This is a genomic window from Halobacillus litoralis, assembly GCF_009856415.1.
GTDB classification, from domain to species: Bacteria; Bacillota; Bacilli; order Bacillales; family Halobacillaceae; genus Halobacillus; species Halobacillus litoralis_C.
Genome location: NZ_WMEZ01000001.1, coordinates 783,065 through 807,490, shown reverse-complemented (window position 1 = coordinate 807,490; position 24,426 = coordinate 783,065). Strand labels below are relative to the sequence as shown.

Genomic DNA, 24,426 nt, shown 5'->3' with positions numbered 1-24,426 from the left:
GGTGAGGTTTTGGCGGAAGAGGTTCTCTCGCAGAATGAGATCGATTCATTGCTTTCGGCCCTATCTACCGGGGAGATGAATGCAGAAGAGCTAAAGAAGGAAAAAAAGGAAAAGAAGGTTAGAGTTTATGATTTTAAGAGGGCGCTCCGCTTTTCTAAAGATCAGATCAGAAGTTTGACACGAATACACGAAAACTTTTCCAGGTTGTTGACCACCTATTTTTCGGCGCAGCTGAGAACTTATGTGAACATTGAAGTGGCATCGGTGGATCAGTTGCCTTATGAGGAATTTATCCGGTCGATTCCTACGATGACGATCCTGAATATTTTCAGCGTGCCTCCCCTTGAAGGACGGATCTTGTTAGAAGCAAACCCGAACGTTTCTTACGCCATGATGGACCGTGTACTTGGGGGTAAAGGAAGTAGTGTCAACAAAGTGGAGAACTTGACCGAAATTGAAACGACGATCATGTCCCATCTTTTTGAAAGGTCTTTGGAAAATTATCAAGAAGCATGGGGATCGATTGTCGACATCGACCCTTTACTGGAAGAATTCGAAGTGAATCCACAATTTTTGCAGATGGTTTCCCCGAATGAAACCGTTGTCGTCGTATCATTAAACACGACCATCGGGGAGGCAAGCGGAATGATTAATATCTGCATTCCACATGTGGTACTAGAACCGATCATTCCGAGGCTGTCTGTCCACTACTGGATGCAAAAAGAAAAGCCTAAGAATCGGGATCCTGAGGAAGTTCAAGCCATCAGCCATACGATTAAGGAAGCGGAATTGGATGTCCGGGCGGTATTGGGAGAAGCCGACATGAGCATAGAGCAATTTCTAGGCTTAGGTAAAGAAGATGTGATCCGCCTCGACCAGCCGATTGATCAACCGTTGAAAATGAAAGTGGATGATGAAGTTAAATTTTACATTCAGCCAGGTAAATCTAAGAATAAGCTGGCTGTGCAAGTATTAGAGGAATATCAAGGGGGTGCCGGAGAAAATGAGTGATGATATGTTATCCCAAGATGAAATTGATGCGCTTTTGAACGGCGGGGGTGACACGGACAACGAAGAGGACCCTTTAAATTTTGCAGGAGAAGAAACGATTTCGTCATTGGAGGAAGACGCTTTAGGTGAGATCGGCAACATTTCATTCGGAAGTTCAGCGACCGCACTATCTTCGCTATTGAACCAAAAGGTGGATATTACAACGCCACAGATTAGCGTCTTGGAACGAAAAGATCTGCCTGATGAATTTCCAAAGCCGCACGTAGCCATCGGAGTTACTTATACCCATGGTTTTTCGGGTGAAAATGTACTCGTCATCCGAACGAAGGATGCAGCAATCATTGCCGATTTGATGTTGGGCGGTGACGGAACCGATCCAGATGAACATTTGAATGAAATTGCCTTGAGTGCCGTACAGGAAGCGATGAATCAGATGATGGGATCAGCGGCTACAAGTATGTCAACAATCTTCAACAAGAAAGTAGACATATCACCGCCGGCCATCGATGTGTTGGATTTGGAGGAAGATGAAGGAACGCAAAAGATTCCTAACGAGGAAGTTCTCGTCAAAGTATCCTTCCAGCTTCAAGTAGGGAATTTAATCGATTCAAATATTATGCAGCTCATTCCGGTGAGTTTTGCGAAAGAGCTTGTGGAAGAATTAATGAATCCACAGCAGGAAGAACCCGCGGTTGAGGAGAGCTTCAAGGCTTTAGAAGAACGACCTGCAAAGAGCGAACCGGACCCCGTGCAAGAACCACCTTCTTCACATAAACAAGAAGAACAGAGACAAAGCATGCCGGGTCAAACATTCTATGAATCTTCTAACGCAAAAGAGGCTCCCCATTCTCCGCAATATGTTGGAGGACCTGTCGGGCAAACAGCTGAGGACGCAAATGTTCAAACGGCAGAGTTTCAAAGTTTCAGTCCTGTTCAGTTGAATGGGTCTGAACAAAAGAACTTGGATATGTTGATGGATATTCCATTGAAGGTAACGGTAGAGCTTGGACGTACAAAGCGGTCCGTCAGAGAAATATTGGAGTTATCATCAGGTTCTGTGTTAGAACTTGATAAATTAGCAGGAGAGCCCGTGGACATCCATGTCAATGAGAAGCTGATGGCCAAAGGAGAAGTTGTTGTCATTGATGAGAACTTCGGTGTAAGGGTGACGGATATTTTGAGTCCGAAAGAACGTTTGACAAAATTACGATAAACAATGATTGACTAGGGAGGATTTAACATGGCAGAAAGAATTTTAATCGTAGACGATGCGGCCTTTATGAGAATGATGGTGAAAGATATTTTAACGAAAAATGGGTATGAAATTGCCGGAGAAGCAGAAGACGGGAAGAAAGCCGTAGAGCTTTATAAGGAAGAGCAACCGGATTTGGTCACGATGGATATTACGATGCCTGAGATGGATGGAATCACAGCGTTGAAAGAAATCAAAGGACAATACCCGGATGCTAAAGTCATTATGTGTTCAGCTATGGGACAGCAAGCCATGGTTGTGGATGCCATTCAAGCTGGAGCGAAAGATTTTATCGTCAAACCATTCCAGGCTGATCGAGTGATCGAGGCTATCCAAAAAGCGTTGAGTTAAGAAGGAATGCACATGGTGGATACAACAAGAGTGACAGTTGCAGCTATTCTGTTGATTGTAATAATGGGGATGTTTCCTACACAAGGACTCGCGCAACCCACGGCCTTTGAATGTTTGGAGAACCCTCAGCTTGAGGGTTGTCCTTCATCTGAAGGGGGGCAGCAAGAAGATCAGCAAACATCAGATTCTCCTGTAGAAATGAATGACGGGGGTAGTCTTGTGTGGAATGTGGTTAAGCTCATCTTTGTATTGATTTTTGTCGTGGCTCTTCTATATGGATTGCTTAAATTCTTTAACCAAAAAAATAAAATGTTCAATCAAAACCGTACGATGGAGAATCTTGGTGGCATGAACCTGGGGCCGAACCGCTCGATCCAGGCCGTCCGTATTGGGGGACAGGTCTTTATCCTAGGTGTTGGGGAAACGGTACAAATCATTACAGAAATCACAGAGGAAGAGACGAAGCAGACATTAATGAATCAAGATCAGAATGGGGGTCCATCCCCACAATGGAACATAAAAAAATGGACAGACAAATGGAAAGACAAGCAGGAATCAGAAAGTCACTCTTCCATACAATTTCAACAGCTGTTTGAAAATCAATTGAATGATATGAAAGATAAAAGGAAGAAAGTCATGGATGAGAAGAGGAGGGATTCTGAGCATGAATGAATTCATTGATATCTTCTCAAGTTCCGACCCGGAGAGTGTGGCAACTTCGGTCAAATTGCTTTTATTGCTGACAGTCCTATCTTTGGCGCCGGGCATTTTAATATTAATGACAAGTTTCACAAGAATTTTGATCGTTTTGTCTTTTGTCAGGACTTCATTGGCTACTCAATCCATGCCTCCCAATCAAGTTCTCATCGGTATAGCATTATTCCTCACTTTCTTCATTATGGCCCCTACGTTTCAGGAAGTGAATGAACAAGCACTGACACCGCTCTTTAATGAGGAGATTACGTTAGATGAAGCCTATGAGGAAGCCAGTGAACCCATGAAAGAATTTATGGGGAAGCATACGAGACAAAAGGATCTGGCTTTATTTATGAATTATTCAGGCATGGAAGCACCGGAAAGCATTCAAGATGTCCCGCTGACGACTCTTGTTCCCGCCTTTGCCATCAGTGAATTGAAAACGGCTTTTCAAATGGGATTCATGATCTTTGTTCCGTTTCTAGTGATTGATATGGCTGTGGCGAGTGTCCTTATGTCCATGGGAATGATGATGCTTCCGCCCGTTATGATCTCCCTGCCATTTAAAATTCTACTCTTTGTTCTAGTGGATGGTTGGTACTTAATATCAAAATCTTTATTGGAAGGCTTTTAAGATCGGAGGTTTAAAGAATGAATAGTAATATGGTGATCTCGTTTGCGAAAGAAGGCATTTATACCGTCCTCCTCATCTCTGGCCCCTTATTGATTTTGGCCCTTGCCATCGGGTTGCTTGTCAGTATTTTTCAGGCAACGACGCAAATTCAGGAACAGACGCTTGCATTTATACCAAAAATCGTAGCGGTGATGATCGGTCTCATTGTCTTCGGGCCGTGGATGCTGACTAATATGGTAGAATTCACCGCCAATATTTTTAACAACTTGAATATCCTGGTGGGATAACATGCTGGATACAATTAATTGGGCCAATGTGCCAGCGTTTTTGCTTATATTAGTGAGGGTGACGTCTTTCTTCGTCACGTTGCCTCTCTTTTCATATCGGACAGTTCCGACGAGACATAAAGTGGCGTTCAGCTTTTTCTTAGCTGCAATCATGTACTTCACGGTCCCTGCCCCTGAATTGGTCATAGACGGGGAATATTTTCTTTTGTTGTTCAAAGAAATGGCGGTGGGAATCGGCGTCGGTCTCTTAGCTTACATCATTCTTTCCGCGATACAAATCGCTGGAGGTTTCATCGATTTTCAGATGGGCTTTGCCATTGCTAACGTGATTGACCCGCAGACCGGAGCGCAAAGTCCATTGATTGGACAGTATTTATATATCATCACCCTACTATTTATATTAGCTGTCGATGGCCATCATATGATGATTGACGGTGTGTTTTACAGTTATGAAGTGATTGCGATGGATCAATTTTTACCTTTAAGAGAAGAAGGTTGGATTATGTTCGTCATTCAATCCTTCAATCAAATGTTCGTCATTGCCTTTCTCATGGCCATTCCAATCGTAGGTTGTCTGTTTTTAGTGGATATCGCTCTCGGTATCATCGCGAGAACTGTCCCTCAGCTAAATGTCTTTGTCGTCGGTTTACCTTTGAAGATTTTTGTTGCCCTTTCTGTACTTGTCATTGCGATGACTTTTTACGTGATGCTCATAAGAAATTTATTTGAAACGATGCTGACGACGATGCGTGACCTTATGCAAGTATTGGGAGGTTGAGAATTAATGGTTTGGTTAAAGCTTGATCTCCAGTATTTTGCTGCAGATGAAAAAACAGAAAAAGCGACCCCGAAGAAACGTGAAGATACGAGGAAAAAAGGCCAGGTTCCGAAAAGTCAGGATGTGAATACCGGCTTCTTGCTGCTCCTTATATTCGGAACACTTTTCCTTCTCGGTGGTTATATGGAAGGAACACTGAGAGGCATGTACAAAGTGGCTTTTAATGAGTACATACATAAAGATCTTTCTCAAGAACAGACCCATGCCATGTTTGTTGAAATGACGATGGAAATATCGAAAATCATCGCGCCGATCATGGGGGTAGCGATTGTGGCTGGGGTTGCTTCGAATCTCCTTCAGGTGGGGGTCATGTTTACAGGAGAACCCTTGAAGATGGATTTAAAAAAATTAGATCCTATCAAGGGGGCAAAGAGGATTTTCTCAGCAAGAGCATTAGTCGAGCTACTAAAATCGCTCTTAAAAATCAGTATGGTCGGTGTAATCACATTTGCCATCATTTGGGTCAACAAAGATCAAATGATGATGATGTCACAAAAATCGGTGGAAGATGCACTAGCTTTTTTCGGAACGATTACCACTATCATGGGGTTGGCTTCTGCCTTAGCTTTGTTAATCTTATCTGTGCTTGATTACACCTATCAAAAATACGACCATGAAAAAAATATCCGCATGTCCAAAAAAGACATCAAAGATGAACATAAGAATATCGAAGGTGACCCTCAAGTTAAAGCTAAAATCAAGGAAAAGCAGCGACAGATGTCGGCTGCGAGAATGATGAGTGAGGTACCGGATGCCGATGTTGTCATTACCAACCCTACTCACTATGCCATTGCCATCAAATATGACGAAGCGAAGTCGGATGCGCCTTATGTTGTGGCGATGGGTGTGGATTTTATCGCACTTAAAATCAAGGAAGTGGCCAAATCGAATGACGTGGTCACCGTTGAAAACAGACCGCTGGCACGAGCTTTGTACCAACATTCCGAAATCGACCAGCCGATTGACGAACAATTTTATAAAGCTGTTGCTGAAGTACTGGCCTACGTCTATCAACTTGAACGAAAAATGTAAGAAAGGAGTAAACCCTTATGTCAGCAAGAGATTTATCTGTACTTATCGGCGTGATTTTAATTATTGTCATGCTTGTCATACCGTTGCCGGGGTGGCTCCTTAGCTTTTTCATACTGATTAATATTACGCTCGCCCTGATTGTTATCCTTGTGTCTATGAACATGGATGAAGCTCTGCAGTTTGCTGTCTTCCCGACATTATTATTATTACTTACTTTATTTCGATTAGGATTGAATGTATCAACCACTCGATCCATTCTCTCAGAGGCAGAAGCCGGGGGAGTCATTGCGACATTTGGAACATTCGTCATTGGCGGCAACCCACTAGTTGGGTTTGTAGTCTTTGTCATTTTGGTCATCATCCAATTCCTCGTCATCACCAAAGGTGCCGAAAGGGTGTCTGAAGTTGCGGCCCGTTTTACCTTGGACGCGATGCCAGGAAAACAGATGAGCATTGATGCAGACCTTAACGCAGGAATGATTAACGAACACCAGGCAAAAGAACGTAGGTCAAAAATTGAAAATGAAGCCGATTTCTATGGAGCGATGGACGGGGCGAGTAAATTCGTTAAAGGAGACGCCATCGCTGGAATCATTATCGTTTTGATCAACATTATCTTCGGTTTGATTATTGGTATGGTCCAGATGGGAATGTCTTTCAGCGAAGCGATTGATACATACATGCGTTTGACGGTAGGGGACGGCCTCGTCAGTCAAATTCCTGCCCTGCTCATCTCGACAGCGACTGGTATTGTCGTAACGAGAGTGGCATCTGAAGGGAATTTGAGTACAGATGTCACGAGCCAACTGCTCCGATATCCGAAGCTGCTTTACATAGCTGCAGCGACCATTTTCCTTCTCGGTTTGACTCCGATTCCAATCTTCCTGACCACGCTGATTGCTGCTGTTCTCGCTTTCGGGGGGTATTGGTTATCCCGCCAGGAAAAAGAACCGGAATTCGAAGAGCCAGATGAGATGGATGAAGCAGAAAGCGATCAAATGAAATCCCCAGAAAGCGTAGTGAACTTGATTAGCATGGATCCGATTGAGTTTGAATTCGGATATGCATTAATCCCGATTGCTGACACGAACCAGGGAGGGGACCTTTTGGACCGGATTGTCATGATCAGACGACAGTTAGCGATCGAACTTGGAATCGTCATCCCCGTAGTAAGGATCAGAGATAATATACAACTGAATCCGAATGAGTACCGTCTGAAAGTAAAAGGAAACGAAGTCGCACAAGGAGAGCTTTTATTGGATCATTACTTAGCGATGAGTCCGGGAGATGATGATGGTATCGACGGTATTGATACGCAGGAACCAGCATTTGGTCTTCCGGCAAAATGGATTACAGAAGAACAGAAAGATGAAGCGGAATTGTCCGGTTATACCGTTGTCGACCCTCCATCTGTCGTGTCGACACATATTACAGAAGTTATTAAACAGCAGGCTCATGCCCTGCTCGGAAGACAGGAAACACAGCAGTTGATCGCTCATTTGAAAGAATCTTATCCGATTCTTGTTGAAGAAGTGACGCCAGATCCGCTCCGTGTAGGAGATGTACAAAAAGTCCTTGCGAAACTATTACGAGAAAATGTCTCTGTGAAAAACTTGCCTGTTATCTTTGAAACGCTTGCTGATTTTGCCAAAATGACCAATGATACAGAGTTGCTCGCTGAATATGCTAGGCAATCCTTATCTGCACAAATAACGAACCAGTATAAAAAAGACGATCAATTAGTGAGAGTTATTACCGTTTCTGGAAGAGTAGAAAAGATCATTGCCGATCATATTCAGCAGACAGAGCATGGAAGTTATTTAGCCCTTGATCCTGAGAGTCAGCAAACCATAATTACAGCGATTGCAGAACAAGTGGAACAAATGTCCTTACAGGAAGAAACAGCCATTCTTCTGTGCTCACCAGCGGTACGGATGTATGTGAAGCAGCTTCTTGATCGTTTTTTACCACAAGTGGTTGTTTTATCTTATAACGAATTAGATCCGACAGTAGAGGTCCAGAGTGTAGGGGTGGTGAATGTAGCATGAGAGTAAAAAAATTCGAAGCTGCGACAATGCCGGAAGTCATGAAAAAAGTGAGATCCGAATTGGGGGCAGATGCTGTGATTCTGAATTCCAAAGTGAAAAAATCTGGTGGGTTTTTAGGTCTTTTCAAAAAAGATATCACAGAAGTCATTGCTGCTATTGACCCGTCTGATGAACATCCATCGACGTTTGGAACGGCGAGGGCCGTTGAGGAAAAGGAAGGACAAGCACCTACTGTTAACCCGAACCATGAAATCATGGAAGAATTGAAACACCTGAGGTCCTTGATTCAAAATCGTAAAGAAGTCTACCCTGAAAATCTAGAAATAGCCTATGAGTTCCTCTTAAATCAGGAAGTCTCTGAAGATGTCGCGGGAAAGACGATTGAACGCTTAATAGAAAAAGGGGGCAGCTTTGACGATTTATCAGAGATTGAAAACCTCCTGAGACTTGAACTGTACGAGTCTATGAAACAAAAGAGGTTTGGGAAGCCGGCTTTTGATAAGAAATTCATCCATTTAGTTGGACCAACGGGTGTGGGGAAGACGACGACCCTAGCGAAACTTGCGGCTGAAGCCGCTTTAAATCATCAGCTGGACGTAGGTTTTATTACCACAGATACTTATCGGATTGCTGCTATTGATCAGTTAAAGACGTATGCGAAAATTTTGGATATTCCCCTCGAAGTTGCGTACAGCATGGAAGATTACAAGAGGGCGAAGGAACGTTTTCAAGATTTCGACCTCGTTCTTGTCGATACGGCAGGAAGGAACTTCAGGAACCCATCCTTCATCCGTGAACTTCATAAAATGATTGATTTTGACGAAGAATCGGATAATTTCCTTGTCTTAGGATTGACGAGTAAATTCACTGATATGAGCGATATCTTTGAACAATTCAAGGATATTCCCATCCATCAGTTGATTCTCACAAAAGCGGATGAAACCGCACGAAAAGGCAATGCCGTAAACATGGTTCTTACTCATGATGTAGGGGTCGCGTATTTGACAGATGGTCAAAATGTACCGGATGACATCCAAACAGCCTCGGCTATGGGTCTTGCAAGTGAGGTTATGGAGGGGTTTTCGAATGAAAGATCAAGCTGAAACCCTCCGCCAGCGCATGCAGGATATGGATGGGAAACAACAAGCCAAAACCATAGCTATTGCCAGTGGAAAGGGTGGAGTGGGGAAGTCGAATTTCTGTATCAACTTTGCGTTGCAGCTCATGAGAAACGACAAGAAGGTCCTGGTCTTTGATTTTGATATCGGTATGGGGAACATCGATATTTTGATGGGGAAATCACCTAGAAGAACATTTATCGACTTATTTCGAGAAGGAATGTCGATTCGTGATATTATTGAACTAGGACCAGAGTCCTTGTCTTATATTGCTGGCGGTTCAGGGCTCTCTACCATTTTTGAACTGGATCAAGCAAAATTCGCCTATTTTCAAAGCGAATTCGAACAACTGTCCAAGTCTTTCGACTATATCCTCTTTGACATGGGAGCGGGGGCAACTCATGACAGCTTGCATCTCATCAGCGCAGCCCATGAGGCGATCGTTGTGACTACTCCTGAACCAACTTCAATGACAGACGGTTACGCGATGATTAAGCATCTTGTACATAAAGACAAAAATCTGCCGATTAAAATCCTTGTGAACCGTTCGCTTAACGAAATAAATGGTAAGGCTACATTCAATCGACTATCGCTTGTAGTCAAAAGGTTCTTAGAAGTGGAAGTGTCTTTATTAGGTGTTTTACCTGATGACAGGTCTGTGCTTGAAGCCGTCAATAACCAGCGACCGTTTGTGATTGACAGACCAAAAAGTAAAGTGAGTCGCTCCCTTGATGAGTTGGCACGTAAATATTTGAACGAGTACCGTCGTCAGGAGTCCACTTTTTCGTTTGTAGATAAATTAAAGAGATTTGTTTTTGAGAGGTAGAGAGATGAAGCAGATTAGGGTATTAGTCGTCGATGATTCCGCGTTCATGAGGCGTGTACTGACGGATATTTTAAAAAAAGACTATCGCATTCATGTTGTCGGTACTGCTAGGAACGGCAAAGATTGCCTGAATAAGTTGGATAGCTTACGTCCTGATGTCGTAACGATGGATATTGAAATGCCGGTGATGGACGGATTAGAGGCATTAAGGAAGATCATGAAAAGCTCTCCGCTCCCTGTAGTGATGGTTTCCAGTTTGACACAAGAGGGGGCGGCAAGCACGATGAAAGCTATGAGTCTTGGAGCAGTGGACTTTATACAAAAGCCCTCTGGATCCATTTCCCTGGATATGGAAAAGGTAGACAAAGACGTCGTCCGCAAGGTTCTTATTGCGGGGGAAGCCAAAGTGAATCTACCATCTGAAAGACCTAGTGAAAAAGTCTGTGTCCCTGACGATATGAAAGAGGAGGGCCAGTTGATTGCAATCGGCACTTCCACCGGAGGACCCAGAGCTTTGCAGGAAGTTTTGACATCCCTCCCCGCCAGCCTTCCTGCTCCGATCTTAGTCGTTCAACATATGCCGAAAGGATTTACGAAATCCTTGGCTTCACGTCTGGATCGACTGTCTGAAATTTCAGTGAAGGAAGCCGAACATATGGAGGAAATACATAATGGTGTTGCCTATATCGCACCAGGTGGCTACCACATGGAAGTTGTAAAGCGTCACCACCGCCTCTTCATTCAATTAAATGAGTCCAATCCCCTCCATGGCCATCGCCCTTCGGTGAATGTGATGTTATCTTCCATTGCAAAATTACAAGGGATCTCCACCACTTCTGTCATTATGACTGGGATGGGGGCAGATGGTTTAGAAGGCATCCTCGCCATGAAGGAGCAAGGAAGAACGGTTTTCACAATTGCAGAAGATGAAAGGACCTGCGTCGTATACGGAATGCCTAAGGCAATCATTAAGTCAGGTCTTGCCGATGATGTCCGGAAATTATATGAAATCAGTCGAAGTATTGTAGAATCTCTTCAAAAATAAAAGGAGGTAGTTCTATGGAAACCAATCAGTACTTGGAAGTTTTTATTGATGAAAGTAAAGAGCACTTACAATCCATCAACGATCAACTATTACATTTGGAAAAAAATCCTCAGGATCTTTCCATCGTCAATGAAATCTTCAGGTCTGCCCATACACTAAAAGGCATGTCAGCAACAATGGGATATCAAGACCTTTCTAATTTGACACACAAAATGGAAAATGTGCTGGATGCTGTGCGGAATGAGAAAGTGACCGTAGACGAAGGTATCTTGGATGTCGTCTTTGACTCTGTGGATGATTTGGAAGCAATGGTCATCGACATTGCAGGAGGCGGCTCTGGTGAAAGAAATGTCGAGAGGGTCGTGGATCTTTTAAGAAACATTGAGACAGGTGGTGGTCCTGCAGCCGTCGCTTCGGTGGCTGTCGCACCACAAAAGGCGGAAAACGTCCCGACGCTTTCAGTAGATGAATTTACAAAAGCAGCCTTGGAACAATCTAGTGAACTAGGAAAAAGCAATTACCAGATTGAAGTGACATTAAGAGAAGACTGTCTTTTGAAAGCCGCGCGCGTCTATATGGTTTTTGAAATCTTGGAACAAGCAGGAGATGTCATCAAGTCTTCCCCTTCTGTAGAAGAATTGGAAAACGAAGAATTCGAAACAACCTTTCACGTGTTATTAGTGACAGAAGATTCAGCAGAAGACATAGGGAGTCAAATTAAGAAAGTATCCGAAATTGAAAATGTTCGTGTCACCGCCTATCAAGTTTCTGAAGAAATGAAAGAAGAAGCGAAGCCTCCTCAGCTAGACAAGGCTGCACAAGAAAAGTCATCTATCCAAAGAGAAGAGAAAGATGGAAAGCAGGTAGGGAACAAAACGATCCGCATCAATATTGATCGATTGGATGCTCTGATGAACTTGTTTGAGGAGCTTGTGATTGACCGTGGCCGTCTTGAACAAATATCGGATGACTTGAAACATACCGAACTGCGTGAAACGGTCGAACGAATGACAAGGATTTCCGGAGATTTGCAAAGCATTATCCTGAACATGCGTATGGTACCTGTCGAACAAGTGTTCAATCGATTTCCTAGAATGGTCCGCCAACTCTCTAAAGATCTGAATAAGAAGATTGATTTGAGTGTTGTCGGGGCAGAAACAGAATTGGACCGTACCGTCATCGACGAAATCGGTGACCCACTTGTCCACCTGATCCGTAACGCAATCGATCATGGTATCGAGGGTCCAGTTGAAAGAGAGGCCAAAGGCAAGTCTGCCACAGGAAAACTAGAACTGAAAGCCTACCATAGTGGAAATCATGTTTTCATTGAAATCTCTGATGATGGGGGCGGCATAGCGCGTGACAAAGTTGTACAAAAAGCGGTAAGCAATCAAGTGGTCACAGAAGATCAGGCAGCGACAATGACTGACTCTCAAGTGTACGATCTGATCATGGAAAGCGGTTTTTCCACAGCTGATACGATTTCTGATGTGTCAGGCAGAGGGGTAGGGCTTGATGTCGTAAAAAGCACGATCGAGTCTCTTGGCGGTAACATATCTGTTGATTCGGTGCCTGATGAGGGGAGTGTATTTTCCATACAATTACCGCTCACCCTTTCGATCATTTCCGTCATGCTTGTGGAAGTACAGAAAGAAAAATACGCGGTTCCTCTATCATCAATTATAGAAACAGCCATCGTGAAAAAAGAAGAGATCATGCACGCCCACAACAAAAAAGTCATCGACTTCCGTGGGAAAGTCGTTCCTCTCGTCTTTTTGAAAGATGTTTTAAATGTACCAGAAGAATTGGAAGAAGAGGATTACCACTCTGTAGTAATCGTAAGAAAAGGAGAAAAGATGGCCGCTCTCGTCGTCAATTCATTCATTGGGCAGCAAGAGGTGGTCTTAAAGTCTCTTGGTGATTATTTATCTGGCGCATTCGCTATTTCAGGAGCGACCATTCTGGGGGATGGACAAGTGGCATTGATCCTCGATAGCAATGCTTTAATCAAGTAACGAAGGAGGAAACAGGAAGTGGCAGAAGATAACAAAAAACTGAAAGTGATCGTATTTCAAATCAATGATGAAGAATACACCGTACCGGTAGATCTCGTAGGTTCGATCGAGCGGATGATGCCGGTCACCCGCGTTCCAGGTACACAACCATTCGTGAAAGGGGTTCTGAACTTAAGGGGTGTCGTCACACCAGTCATCGACTTGAGAGAGAGGTTTGGGATCGAAGATGTAAACGATACCGATGCCACAAGGATTATTACAGTGAAAATCCATGAAATGAATGTCGGGCTGATCGTGGATGCGGCAAACGATGTTCTGGACCTTGAGGAAGAGAACATTGAACCCCCGCCAGAAGTGGTGGGTACGGTTGAAGTGGATTATATCCAAGGGGTATCCAAAATGGATCAGCGTCTGTTTATTTTGTTGAATTTAGACAAAGTTCTTGCCAAAGATGACGTTCATGAGTTGAATGAGCTTTATGTCTAATCCAAAGAATTTCACGGAAGGGTTTGGTCCAGTTCACTTGGACGTCTTGAAAGAAATCGGCAATATAGGCTCAGGTCATGCAGCGACATCTCTATCAAAATTGCTCCATAAGAAAATAGAGATGCATGTCCCGGGCGTAGAAGTGGTGGATTTTGATCAGGTGATGGATCTTGCTGGTGGAGCAGATAAAGAAGTGGTTAGCATTTTTCAAAGAATGGAAGGGGATGCTCCAGGGACTATGTTCTTTATTATGGCTCCCTCCCAAGCGCATCAATTTGTTGAACGCATGACCAACGCTTCTGAAGGTTTTAGGGATGATGCTGAAATGGCCTTGTCCGCTCTGCAGGAATTAGGGAATATTCTATCCGGTACATACCTTACTGCACTTAGTGATTTCACAGAATTGGATCTTCAATCAACGGTTCCATCGGTCTCTCAAGACATGGTGGGAGCTATTTTAAGCATGGGATTGATTGAACTCTCACAAGTGAGTGATGCAGCCATTGTCATTAAGACTTCTCTAACGGATGGAGAAGGAGGGGGGAATGATTTCTTGGAAGGTCATTTCTTCCTTTTTCCAGATCCCCCCTCCTATCAGAAAATTTTTTCTTCCTTAGGAGTGCGTGCGGATGATTAAGGAAGGCCAGATTGTGAGAATTGGTATCGGAGATATGGGAATGGTTCGCTCTCCGAATTCCATCCGTACTTCTGGGCTTGGGTCCTGTGTCGGAATCGTCCTTTATGATGAATTGAAAAAAATGGCGGGTATGGCTCATATTATGCTTCCTGCGTCTGCTCTTGCGAAAAAGCAAGGGCTGAAAAGAGCAAAGTACGCAGATACAGCCATCGAAGATCTGATCGCGGCCCTCACAGATGCTGGAGCATCTTCCTATCGTTTAAAAGCGAAAATAGCAGGCGGGGCACAAATGTTTCCATTCACTTCATCACATGACATGATGCGCATCGGGCCGAGAAATGTGGAGGCGGTAAAAGGGAACCTTCAAACTTTCCGTATCCCGATTTTGGCTGAAGATGTCGGCGGGAAGAGCGGGCGGACGATCGAATTCAATCCTGAAACGACAGACCTGCATATTAGGAAAGTAAATCAAGGAGAAAGTGTGATTTGATGAAAGGAACACTTCTGTGGAATTTATGTGCGGCTGTGTTTGCTTTTCTATTCGTATCTTCGATCAGCGCTCAAGTGACAACTTTTGATACAGCGATCTACAGGGGAACCATAGCCTTTTTTAGTTTCTTTGTACTCTCTTACGTGTTTCGATCTTTTTGGAGTTTCGTCACAGCGCAAAGTGATACATTGGAAGACAATCATGACTCGGCACCATCCGCATCATTCGCGGAAATGGATGCAAAAGAAACATCGAAAATGGTGCGAGAATTGTTGAATGAAGACTCGTAAATAGCTTAGTAATAATAACCAACTAAAGGACGGGGAGGATTGGAATGGCCAGCTGTTTATCTCCTCAAGAACAACAGTGGTGGAATCTATGGACACAAGAGCAGGATGGAGAGGCCGCAAATCAATTGGTACAGCAGTACGACTATTTAGTAAGCTACCATGTCCAGCGGATCTCCGCTCATTTACCCAAGAGCGTAAGCAAAGATGATGTGAGAAGTTTAGGTATGTTAGGGCTTTATGATGCACTGAAAAAATTTGATCGCACGAGAGATCTGAAATTTGATACGTATGCTTCCTTCCGTATCCGAGGATCGATCATGGATGGTTTACGAAAAGAAGACTGGCTTCCGAGGTCAGTGAGAGACCGATCCAAAAAAATTGAACAGGTGACAGAAAAGCTGGAGCAGGAGCGGCAACGCCCGGTGACTTCCAGTGAAATTGCTGAGGCTCTGAACATATCGCGAGAGGAAGTAGAAGAGACAGTCAAGGATTCTCTTTTCGCAAATGTGCTCTCTATGGAAGAAAAACCGAGTGATGGAAGTGAGGACCATAAAGAAGGGATCGGATATTCGATTCCGGATGATCAAACATTCACTCCGTCGGAATCGGTGATCAAACAGGAAAATTATGAAGAGTTAGCGAGAGAGATTGAGCAATTAAACGAAAAGGAACAACTCGTGATCAGTCTTTTCTATCATGAAGAGCTCACATTAACAGAGATCGGTCAGGTATTAGAACTGACAACCTCCCGGATCTCCCAAATCCATGCGAAAGCAATTTATAAGCTGAAAAGTGCTTTAAAGGAATTGGTAACCGTTTAGGGAGGACAGGGTATGAAGCAGAAGGAAGCAAAAATATCCATTTCTCCGGATAAAATGGAAGCTGTTTTATTCATCCCATCAGAAACGGAGATTCGGATAGAAGACTTAAAAAAAGGGTTAAGCAAAAAGGGTCGAGATGCAGATCCAAGTTCCCATGGACTTCATAAAGCGGGGGAAATTATAGTCCGCCGTAGTGAAAGCTATGGGGAATGAATGAAAATAGGATCAGAAATGAATGGTGTGGATAGAAATGACAGTGTTTTTATTGATTTTCAGCTTTATCATTGACGGTGTTTTGCTCTTTGCACTGTTTATCATGATGAAAAAGGTACGCAAGACCGAAGAACTTGAATTGAGACAAAAACAAGTGGCATCAGAAATCGAGGATCTTTTTACCTCATATTTAATGGAAATCAAAGAAGAAAATAAACGAATGGAAAGCCTCGTATTAAAGAATAGTGGTCACACAGACTTTGAATATTCTCTAATGGGAAGGAAAAAGGAAGAAGGAGACAGCCAGCCCGAAGAGGATATTACTGCAAACAAAGATACTTCCTCCAGCTACACCCCGCCTGACCTGAATGAAAAGGAAAGCTACCAGCCATCCTTTCATTCACAGGTGTTCGAATTGAAGGAAAAGGGGTATAGTGTTGAGGAAATTGCGAGAACACTGAATAAAGGGAAGACGGAAATCGAATTACTCTTCAAATTTCATCAAAAACCTATGAAAAAAACTTGAATGCCCCCGTGTGTTATGATATATTTACTGACGGTGTCAATACGCACGCCTTTGGATTCTCATGTGAGGTTGCTCTTTAATAGAGTTCACTAGAGAAGATGAAAAGGGCGGAGGATACTAAAAAAACCAAACAGGAGGAACTATCATGTCTGTAATTTCTATGAAACAGCTACTTGAAGCTGGTGTTCACTTTGGACACCAAACCCGTCGCTGGAATCCAAAGATGAAAAAATACATCTTCACGGAGCGTAACGGGATCTACATCATCGACCTACAAAAAACGGTCAAGAAAGTTGATGAAGCATACAACTATGTAAAAGAGGTCGCTGCTGACGGCGGTAACGTTCTTTTCGTAGGTACTAAAAAACAAGCTCAGGATACAGTTCGTGACGAGGCGACTCGTTGTGGCATGTATTACATCAACCAACGTTGGTTGGGTGGTACCCTGACAAACTTTGAAACGATCCGCAAGCGTATCAACCGTCTTAAAGACATTGAGCGCATGGAAGAAGACGGTACGTTCGATGTACTTCCTAAAAAAGAAACGGTCGATATGCTTAAAGAAAAAGATCGTCTTGTTAAATTCCTAGGCGGTATTAAAGAAATGAAGAGCCTTCCGGACGCAATGTTCGTCATTGATCCTCGTAAAGAGCGCATCGCGATTGCTGAAGCTCACAAATTGAATATTCCAGTTGTAGGTATCGTTGATACTAACTGTGACCCAGACGAAATCGATTATGTCATCCCTGCAAACGATGATGCAATCCGTGCCGTTAAATTGTTGACTTCTAAGATGGCAGACGCTGTCCTTGAAGCGAAACAAGGGGAAGAAACAGAAACAACGGAAGAAACTGAAGCTGCTGTAGAAGCTGCTCAAGAGTAAGAAGGGTCAAAAGGTGATAAGGGGGTATACCTTTATCACCTTTTTTAAAGAATCCGAAACAGCTCAAGCGTCCCAAAACGCAAGAGCTATACTTATATGCAACTAATAAGGAGGCTTTACAATGGCTGTAAACGCTAAAATGGTAAAAGAACTTCGTGAAAAAACGGGTGCTGGAATGATGGACTGTAAGAAAGCACTCACTGAAACTGATGGTGACATGGACAAAGCAATGGAATGGTTACGTGAGAAAGGAATTTCCAAGGCAGCTAAGAAAGCTGACCGTATTGCTGCAGAAGGTTCTGCTGCAATCGAAATTTCCGGGAACACGGCTGTACTTTTCGAAGTGAACTGTGAAACAGACTTCGTTACGAAGAACGACCAATTCAAAGACTTGCTTAAAGACCTTGGTCAGCACTTGCTTTCTCAGAAGCCTGCAACAGTTGAAGAAGCACTAGAGCAGAAGCTTCACGGTGATGGTGAAGTACTTAGCAGCTATATCACAGAACGCGTAGCGAAAATCGGTGAGAAGATTTCCCTTCGTCGTTTCGTCATTAAAGAAAAGACAGATAACGATGCATTCGGTGCTTACCTTCACATGGGTGGAAACATCGGTGTGTTGACTGTCCTTGAAGGCTCCACAGATGAGTCTGCAGCGAAAGACGTTGCCATGCACGTAGCCGCTGTAAACCCTCGTTACGTTTCCCGTGACGAAATCCCACAAGAAGAAGCAGATAAAGAACGTGAAATGCTTAAAACTCAAGCGATGAACGAAGGCAAGCCTGAAAACATCGTTGAGAAAATGGTCGAAGGCCGTTTGAACAAGTTCTTCGAAGAAATCTGCCTGCTTGATCAAAGCTTCGTTAAAGATCCAGACCAGAAAGTAAAACAATTCGTAGCCTCTACTGGTGGACAAATCACTGGTTTCGATCGCTTCGAAGTTGGTGAAGGTATGGAAAAACGCGAAGAAAACTTTGCGGATGAAGTTATGAACCAAGTTAAAAAATAATGAACATGAAGAATAGGGGACACTTCCGGTGTTCCCTATTTTCAAACACGCTACATAATTGCAGATCGATGTGCAAGAAAATGTAGAGGAATACAGTTAAAACACGGGAGGTAACTATGACTACTGCTCGCTATCGTCGTATCGTATTAAAACTAAGTGGAGAGGCTTTAAGTGGAGAAGCAGGGTTTGGACTAGAACCCAGCATCATTAAATCAGTCTCCCGTCAGGTCAAAGAAGTGGCTGAACTCGGTGTGGAAGTCGCTGTCGTCGTCGGAGGTGGAAACATCTGGCGCGGTAAGGTAGGAGCCGAGATGGGAATGGATCGTGCAAACGCTGATTATATGGGAATGCTGGCAACGGTTATGAACTCACTTGCCCTTCAGGATAGTCTGGAAAACTTAGGGATTCCGACCCGTGTCCAAACTTCCATTGAAATGAGACAAGTAGCGGAACCTTACATCCGCAGAAAAGCGATTCGTCATCTGGAGAAGAAACGCGTCGTCATTTTTGCGGCTGGAACAGGGAACCCATACTTCTCTACTGACACGACAGCTGCTCTAAGAGCTGCAGAAGTGGAAGCGGATGTAATCTTAATGGCGAAGAACAATGTAGACGGTGTTTATACAGATGATCCTAAAACCAATGAAGATGCTGTGAAGTACGATCAGCTCTCTTACATGGACGTTTTGAACGAAGGTCTTGGGGTCATGGATTCTACAGCTTCATCATTATGTATGGACAACGATATCGATTTATTGGTATTCTCAATAACAGAAGACGGAAACATCAAGAAAGCCGTAATGGGCGAAAATATTGGAACAATTGTGAGGGGGAAATAATCATGTCTGATGCAGTAATTAATGAAACGAAACAACAAATGGAACAAGCCACACAAGCTTTTTCTCGTCAGCTTGCAACGGTCCGTGCAGGTCGTGCGAATCCTTCAATCCTTGATAACGTGTATGTGGATTACTATGGAGCGGCGACTCCACTTAATCAACTAGCACAAGTCTCTGCACCTGAACCACGCTTACTTGTCATTACACCTTATGATAAGAGTGCAATTGCAGAAATTGAAAAAGCGATCCAGAAAGCGGACCTAGGCTTGTCTCCTTCTAGTGACGGTAATGTTGTACGAATCAACATTCCTGCACTGACAGAAGAACGTCGTAAGGACCTCGCCAAAGTTGTCGGAAAGTATTCTGAGGAAGCGAAAGTACAAATCCGTAACATCCGTCGTGATTCCAACGACCGTCTGAAGAAGCTTGAAAAAGATGGAGAGCTTACGGAAGATGATCTTCGTTCTTACCAGGATGACGTTCAAAAGGTCACAGATCAGCACGTTGAGAAAATCGATCAACTTGCAAAAACAAAAGAAGAGGAAATCATGGAAGTTTGATTCTCCAATTCTATATGCCTTAAGGTGTATCAAGCCGCGCTGTAGATGTTTGGCAGCGCGGTTTTTATTTTAGTTCAGGGATTTACCTTCGATCGAAGGACGAATAGCCTATGAGGTGACACTCGGCTTGGGTGCCAAGCCACTCGTTCCATAGCGGAAAGAAAAGCTATCCTTCTTAGAGGCCTTTTCATTATGCGCTCACTAACCCGTGCGGCACCTTGAGCCTATGTTTCGTATACCTCCTTTAGAGGATTTCGGCATTATTATTAGATTTAGTATATAATAAATAGATGGAACAATTGGACTGGAGGATTGAACATGCCTATCAAGTTTCCATTCAAAAAAGATAAAAAGCAGCCCCGCACCGAGCCATTAGGCCTTGAAGAAAACCATATCCCAAAACATGTGGCGATCATCATGGACGGAAATGGACGATGGGCGAAGAACAGAGGAATGCCTCGGATTGCCGGTCATAAAGAAGGCATGGGCGTTGTGAAGAGAATCGTTCGATATGCTTCGGATGTGGGTGTGAAGGTTCTTACCCTTTATGCTTTTTCTACGGAAAATTGGAAACGCCCGAAAAATGAGGTAGACTTCCTAATGAAGCTTCCTGTCGATTTTCTAAGTACATATTTGCCTGAACTGATCGAGCGAAATGTCCAAGTCCGGACCATCGGCGATTTTGACGTGTTGCCTGCGCATACCCAAAAGGCTGTCAAAGAAGCGATGGAAAAAACGAAGGACAATGATGGGCTGATCCTCAATTTTGCGCTAAACTATGGAAGCCGTTTTGAGATGGTGCATGCAGTCAAGCAAATTGCTTCTAGAGTACAAGAAGGAGAAGTGGATATTTCAGATATTGATGAATCCATGTTCTCTCAGGAATTGTACACGTCAGAGTTGATTGAACCTGATCTGCTTATCCGGACGAGTGGAGAACAAAGGTTGTCAAACTTCTTATTATGGCAGCTGGCCTATGCTGAATTCTGGTTTACAGAAGTATATTGGCCGGACTTTGATGAAAGTCATTTTGAAAAAGCTCTTTATGACTTCCAAAATCGTAAACGTCGTTTCGGCGGAGTATAAGGTGTGAAAAAGACTTATGAAACAAAGAACAATTACAGCCATCGTTGCAGCACTCATCTTCCTTCCGATCGTCATGTTGGGAGGATGGCCTTTTAAGGCATTTGTGTATATTATTGCAAGCATCGCCCTACTTGAATTGGTGCGTATGAAAAAAATTGCCCGTTATTCGGTAGCCTCTGGACTTGGCCTGCTTCTTATGTGGGCCCTTATGTTTCCGTATGAGGTGTTCGATGAATCCATCACTTCAGGGGATATCATTACAAAATCCGAGATTACATTACTTGCGGTACTTGTACTGTTGAGTTACACGGTGCTCGTCAAAAACCGTTTCACTTTTGATGATGCTGGATTTCTTTTATTATCAGCCATCTATATTGGAATGGGATTCAATTATCTGATCGAGACACGAGAAGAAGGGCTGGAATATATCTTCTTTGCATTATTTGTCGTTTGGGCAACAGACACAGGCGCCTACCTGTTCGGTCGTGCTTTAGGCAAACATAAGCTTTGGCCGCAAATCAGCCCGAAGAAAACGATTGAGGGATCTGTCGGAGGAATCATCCTCGCCTGTATAGTTGCAGTGATTTTCCAGTTGGTCCATCCTCTTGAGCATTCGATGATCATCGTTTTACTCGTAACTGTACTTGTATCGATTGCAGGGCAGATCGGGGACCTTGTGGAATCTGCATTTAAGCGACACTATGCGGTCAAAGATTCCGGGAAAATCTTGCCCGGGCACGGAGGTGTATTGGATCGGTTTGACAGTCTGATCTTCATTTTACCGATCCTGCATTTGATTAACTTTATTTCATAGGAGAGAGGGGCCATGGAACAATGAAGCAAGTATCCTTACTTGGGGCAACGGGTTCGATTGGGATTCAAACCCTTGATGTCCTTCGTTTGCACCCAGATCAATTTTCTTTATATGCCATGGGGTTTGGTAGAAACGTCGAAAAAGCTCTTCCTCTGATCCAAGAATTCAAACCTTCCTTGATCGTCGTTCAAGATGAAGAAACGAAGAGAAAGCTTGAAAAAGAAATGGCCCACCCACAGATTCTTTGTGGTGGAGAGGGTTTAATTGAGGCGAGTGTAGCCGAACCTGTAGATGTGGTCGTGAATGCAGTCATGGGGAGTATTGGCTTACCGGCTACTTTAAAAGCGATTCAATCGAAAAAGCAAATCGCGATTGCGAATAAGGAAACGCTTGTGACGGCAGGTCATCTAGTCATGGAAGAAGCTAAAAAACATAATGTCGACCTGCTCCCTGTTGACAGTGAGCATTCGGCTATTTTCCAAGCTCTGAACGGTGAACAGAGGAAAGACATTAATAAGCTCATCATTACCGCTTCTGGTGGTAGCTTCCGGGACCAAACAAGGGAAGAGCTTGTCGGAGTAACGGTCGATGACGCATTGAATCATCCGAATTGGAAGATGGGAGCGAAAATCACGATCGATTCTGCCTCGATGATGAATAAAGGGCTAGAAGTAATCGAGGCCCATTGGCTTTTCGATGTACCTTATGACCAGATCCATGTTATTCTTCATAGAGAAAGTGTTATCCATTCTATGGTGGAATATGTGGACCGTAATGTCATTGCTCAGCTGGGAACACCGGATATGAAAGTGCCCATTCAATACGCATTGACTTTCCCTGAACGGAAAGAACTTCCGATTACTAAAAACTTGAATTTGGAAGAGATCGCCACTTTGAATTTTCAAAAGATGGACATGGATCGATTTCCTTGTTTGAGAATGGCATTTGAAGCAGGGAAAGCAGGCGGCTCCATGCCGACTGTCTTGAATGCGGCAAACGAAGAAGCTGTCCAACAGTTCCTTGAAGGTAAAATTTCTTTTCTTGATATTGAGAAATACATCGAACAAGCATTAGAAAAGCATGACAGGATTCATAACCCTGACTTGTCTACCATAATTTCTATTGATAAGGAAACGAGGGAAAGAGTTCGTTTCCAAATAAATTAAGAGCTCTGGTTGTTGGAGAAGTTTATAAGACCGTCTAACGATGATGGTTCACTTCCGCTATACATCCTATAGGACGATTAGAGCTAAAAAAGGAAGGTGCTTCATTTGACTACAGTGGTTGCATTTATTCTTATGTTCGGACTTTTGGTGTTCGTACATGAGTGGGGGCATCTCATATTTGCCAAACGGTCGGGAATGCTGGCAAGGGAATTTGCGATAGGATTTGGACCTAAGATTTTTGCATTCACTCGGAATGAAACTCTTTATACCATCCGTCTTCTTCCCATTGGGGGCTATGTTCGAGTTGCAGGTGAAGATCCCGAAATCGTAGAATTGAAAGCGGGCCACCATATCGGGCTTGAATTCAATGAAGCAGGAAAAGTAAATAAAATCATTGTAAACAATAAAGACAAGCATCCGCATGCGCGTGTCATTGAAGTCGAACGCGCGGATTTAGATCATCGCCTTGTCATTGAAGGTTATGAAATCGATGAAGATGAAAAACTCTTCTTTGAAGTTGACCCGAAAGCGATGTTCGTCATGGATGAAAAAGAAACACAAATTGCTCCTTACAACCGTCAATTCGCATCAAAATCTGTTCCGCAACGTGCGATGCAGCTTTTCGCAGGACCAATGATGAACTTCGTCTTGGCTATTGTTTTGTTCATGATTCTTGGTTTTATCCAAGGGGTTCCTGCGAACGAAGCGAAACTTGGAGAAATCCAAGAGAACTCCCCAGCCTCACAGGCGGGCCTGCAGGCTGGTGATGAAGTTGTTGCCGTTGATGGTGAATCCGTCAATACGTGGGAAGAGTTCACGACGATTATTTATGCCCACCCGGATGAAGAGGTAACATTGACGGTAAATCGTGAAGGGGCGACTCAACAATTCGATGTCACACCTGCAGCCATAGAGAACAGAGATGTAACCATCGGCCAAATAGGTGTCACCCGAGCTTTTGAAGAGTCTTTTGCGAGAAAATTGACGTTTGGATTTACTCAGACTTATGAGTGGTCCGCATTGATTTTAACGAATCTAGGTAAATTAGTGACAGGACAATTTTCATTAGATATGCTTTCAGGACCTGTTGGAATTTATGATGCGACAGACCAGGTCGTCCGCACCGGATTTACGAATTTCGTCATGTGGACATCCATCTTAAGTATCAACCTGGGCATAGTAAACTTGCTTCCACTCCCGGCTTTAGATGGAGGACGTCTCTTATTCGTAGGGCTTGAAGGCCTCAGAGGAAAACCGATCGATCCTCAAAAAGAAGGAATCGTTCATTTCATCGGGTTTGCATTACTTATGTTATTGATGCTCGTCGTCACTTGGAACGATATCCAACGTTTATTCTTGTGATTAATTATAGCTGGAAGTCCTGAGGTGATCGGTGATTCCTAGGCTTCTGGCTTCTTTTTATTAACGTCAAAAAGAAGTGGAATCTTTGAGACTA

Annotated in this window: 28 protein-coding genes; all 28 read left to right on the top strand. The window is 43.6% G+C overall.

The window, feature by feature from the left end:
• Window positions 1-9 precede the first annotated feature (9 nt).
• The 28 genes from fliM (at window position 10) to rseP (ending at window position 24,332) form a co-directional block, all read left to right on the top strand.
• Window positions 10-1,011 carry a flagellar motor switch protein FliM gene (gene fliM, locus GLV98_RS04290; RefSeq protein ID WP_160912390.1) on the top strand — a complete coding sequence of 334 codons (1,002 nt, stop codon included), beginning with the start codon at window positions 10-12 and terminating at the stop codon, window positions 1,009-1,011.
• Complete coding sequence (gene fliY / locus GLV98_RS04285) at window positions 1,004-2,224, top strand: flagellar motor switch phosphatase FliY (protein WP_160912388.1); 1,221 nt, start codon at window positions 1,004-1,006, stop codon at window positions 2,222-2,224. Before fliM ends, fliY begins: the two co-directional genes overlap by 8 nt.
• 27 nt (window positions 2,225-2,251) lie before the next feature.
• Entirely contained in the window at window positions 2,252-2,614 is a 363-nt protein-coding gene (locus tag GLV98_RS04280; RefSeq protein WP_089652406.1) for a response regulator, read from the top strand.
• A 12-nt stretch (window positions 2,615-2,626) separates the two neighbouring features.
• On the top strand, window positions 2,627-3,286 hold the full coding sequence (locus tag GLV98_RS04275) for a flagellar biosynthetic protein FliO (RefSeq protein ID WP_160912386.1): 660 nt from the start codon (window positions 2,627-2,629) through the stop codon (window positions 3,284-3,286).
• The gene (gene fliP / locus GLV98_RS04270; protein ID WP_160912384.1) at window positions 3,279-3,944 is read left to right on the top strand and encodes a flagellar type III secretion system pore protein FliP; all 666 of its coding nucleotides are present in this window, start codon (window positions 3,279-3,281) and stop codon (window positions 3,942-3,944) included. Before GLV98_RS04275 ends, fliP begins: the two co-directional genes overlap by 8 nt.
• A 17-nt stretch (window positions 3,945-3,961) precedes the next feature.
• Window positions 3,962-4,231: a flagellar biosynthesis protein FliQ gene (gene fliQ / locus GLV98_RS04265; protein ID WP_089652403.1), complete on the top strand. Its 270-nt coding sequence runs from the start codon at window positions 3,962-3,964 to the stop codon at window positions 4,229-4,231.
• 1 nt (window position 4,232) lies between these two features.
• Entirely contained in the window at window positions 4,233-5,009 is a 777-nt protein-coding gene (gene fliR, locus GLV98_RS04260) for a flagellar biosynthetic protein FliR (protein ID WP_160912381.1), read from the top strand.
• A gap of 6 nt (window positions 5,010-5,015) precedes the next feature.
• Window positions 5,016-6,101, top strand: coding sequence for a flagellar biosynthesis protein FlhB (flhB, locus tag GLV98_RS04255; RefSeq protein ID WP_160912379.1), 1,086 nt, complete (start codon window positions 5,016-5,018; stop codon window positions 6,099-6,101).
• A gap of 17 nt (window positions 6,102-6,118) precedes the next feature.
• Entirely contained in the window at window positions 6,119-8,149 is a 2,031-nt protein-coding gene (gene flhA, locus GLV98_RS04250; RefSeq protein ID WP_160912377.1) for a flagellar biosynthesis protein FlhA, read from the top strand.
• The gene (gene flhF / locus GLV98_RS04245; protein ID WP_160912375.1) at window positions 8,146-9,252 is read left to right on the top strand and encodes a flagellar biosynthesis protein FlhF; all 1,107 of its coding nucleotides are present in this window, start codon (window positions 8,146-8,148) and stop codon (window positions 9,250-9,252) included. Before flhA ends, flhF begins: the two co-directional genes overlap by 4 nt.
• Window positions 9,236-10,093 carry a MinD/ParA family protein gene (locus GLV98_RS04240; RefSeq protein WP_160912373.1) on the top strand — a complete coding sequence of 286 codons (858 nt, stop codon included), beginning with the start codon at window positions 9,236-9,238 and terminating at the stop codon, window positions 10,091-10,093. Before flhF ends, GLV98_RS04240 begins: the two co-directional genes overlap by 17 nt.
• Window positions 10,094-10,097: 4 nt before the next feature.
• Complete coding sequence (locus GLV98_RS04235) at window positions 10,098-11,138, top strand: protein-glutamate methylesterase/protein-glutamine glutaminase (protein WP_160912371.1); 1,041 nt, start codon at window positions 10,098-10,100, stop codon at window positions 11,136-11,138.
• A 14-nt stretch (window positions 11,139-11,152) separates the two neighbouring features.
• Window positions 11,153-13,153 carry a chemotaxis protein CheA gene (locus GLV98_RS04230; RefSeq protein WP_160912369.1) on the top strand — a complete coding sequence of 667 codons (2,001 nt, stop codon included), beginning with the start codon at window positions 11,153-11,155 and terminating at the stop codon, window positions 13,151-13,153.
• 18 nt (window positions 13,154-13,171) lie between these two features.
• Entirely contained in the window at window positions 13,172-13,639 is a 468-nt protein-coding gene (locus GLV98_RS04225; RefSeq protein ID WP_160912367.1) for a chemotaxis protein CheW, read from the top strand.
• Window positions 13,632-14,276 (top strand): chemotaxis protein CheC, encoded by a 645-nt coding sequence (locus tag GLV98_RS04220; RefSeq protein WP_160912365.1) that lies wholly within the window; start codon window positions 13,632-13,634, stop codon window positions 14,274-14,276. Before GLV98_RS04225 ends, GLV98_RS04220 begins: the two co-directional genes overlap by 8 nt.
• Window positions 14,269-14,766, top strand: a complete 498-nt coding sequence (locus tag GLV98_RS04215; protein WP_160912363.1) for a chemotaxis protein CheD — start codon at window positions 14,269-14,271, stop codon at window positions 14,764-14,766. The genes GLV98_RS04220 and GLV98_RS04215 overlap by 8 nt, the downstream gene beginning before the upstream one ends.
• Window positions 14,763-15,056 (top strand): hypothetical protein, encoded by a 294-nt coding sequence (locus tag GLV98_RS04210; RefSeq protein WP_160912361.1) that lies wholly within the window; start codon window positions 14,763-14,765, stop codon window positions 15,054-15,056. The genes GLV98_RS04215 and GLV98_RS04210 overlap by 4 nt, the downstream gene beginning before the upstream one ends.
• Before the next feature lie 44 nt (window positions 15,057-15,100).
• The gene (locus GLV98_RS04205) at window positions 15,101-15,877 is read left to right on the top strand and encodes a FliA/WhiG family RNA polymerase sigma factor (protein WP_160912359.1); all 777 of its coding nucleotides are present in this window, start codon (window positions 15,101-15,103) and stop codon (window positions 15,875-15,877) included.
• Between the two features lie 12 nt (window positions 15,878-15,889).
• A complete protein-coding gene (locus GLV98_RS04200; protein WP_160912356.1) occupies window positions 15,890-16,090 on the top strand; it encodes a hypothetical protein in 201 nt (66 codons plus the stop codon).
• A gap of 37 nt (window positions 16,091-16,127) precedes the next feature.
• Window positions 16,128-16,616 (top strand): DUF2802 domain-containing protein, encoded by a 489-nt coding sequence (locus tag GLV98_RS04195; RefSeq protein WP_160912354.1) that lies wholly within the window; start codon window positions 16,128-16,130, stop codon window positions 16,614-16,616.
• Between the two features lie 145 nt (window positions 16,617-16,761).
• Window positions 16,762-17,499: a 30S ribosomal protein S2 gene (gene rpsB, locus GLV98_RS04190; RefSeq protein WP_160912352.1), complete on the top strand. Its 738-nt coding sequence runs from the start codon at window positions 16,762-16,764 to the stop codon at window positions 17,497-17,499.
• A gap of 121 nt (window positions 17,500-17,620) precedes the next feature.
• A complete protein-coding gene (gene tsf, locus GLV98_RS04185) occupies window positions 17,621-18,505 on the top strand; it encodes a translation elongation factor Ts (protein ID WP_089652387.1) in 885 nt (294 codons plus the stop codon).
• A gap of 116 nt (window positions 18,506-18,621) precedes the next feature.
• Entirely contained in the window at window positions 18,622-19,344 is a 723-nt protein-coding gene (gene pyrH / locus GLV98_RS04180) for a UMP kinase (protein WP_089652386.1), read from the top strand.
• 2 nt (window positions 19,345-19,346) lie between these two features.
• On the top strand, window positions 19,347-19,904 hold the full coding sequence (gene frr / locus GLV98_RS04175) for a ribosome recycling factor (protein ID WP_089652385.1): 558 nt from the start codon (window positions 19,347-19,349) through the stop codon (window positions 19,902-19,904).
• Between the two features lie 318 nt (window positions 19,905-20,222).
• On the top strand, window positions 20,223-20,990 hold the full coding sequence (locus tag GLV98_RS04170) for an isoprenyl transferase (RefSeq protein ID WP_160912350.1): 768 nt from the start codon (window positions 20,223-20,225) through the stop codon (window positions 20,988-20,990).
• 16 nt (window positions 20,991-21,006) lie between these two features.
• Entirely contained in the window at window positions 21,007-21,804 is a 798-nt protein-coding gene (locus GLV98_RS04165; protein ID WP_160912348.1) for a phosphatidate cytidylyltransferase, read from the top strand.
• A 20-nt stretch (window positions 21,805-21,824) separates the two neighbouring features.
• Entirely contained in the window at window positions 21,825-22,970 is a 1,146-nt protein-coding gene (gene dxr / locus GLV98_RS04160) for a 1-deoxy-D-xylulose-5-phosphate reductoisomerase (RefSeq protein WP_160912346.1), read from the top strand.
• Window positions 22,971-23,075: 105 nt separating this feature from the next.
• The gene (gene rseP / locus GLV98_RS04155) at window positions 23,076-24,332 is read left to right on the top strand and encodes an RIP metalloprotease RseP (protein WP_160912344.1); all 1,257 of its coding nucleotides are present in this window, start codon (window positions 23,076-23,078) and stop codon (window positions 24,330-24,332) included.
• Window positions 24,333-24,426 lie beyond the last annotated feature (94 nt).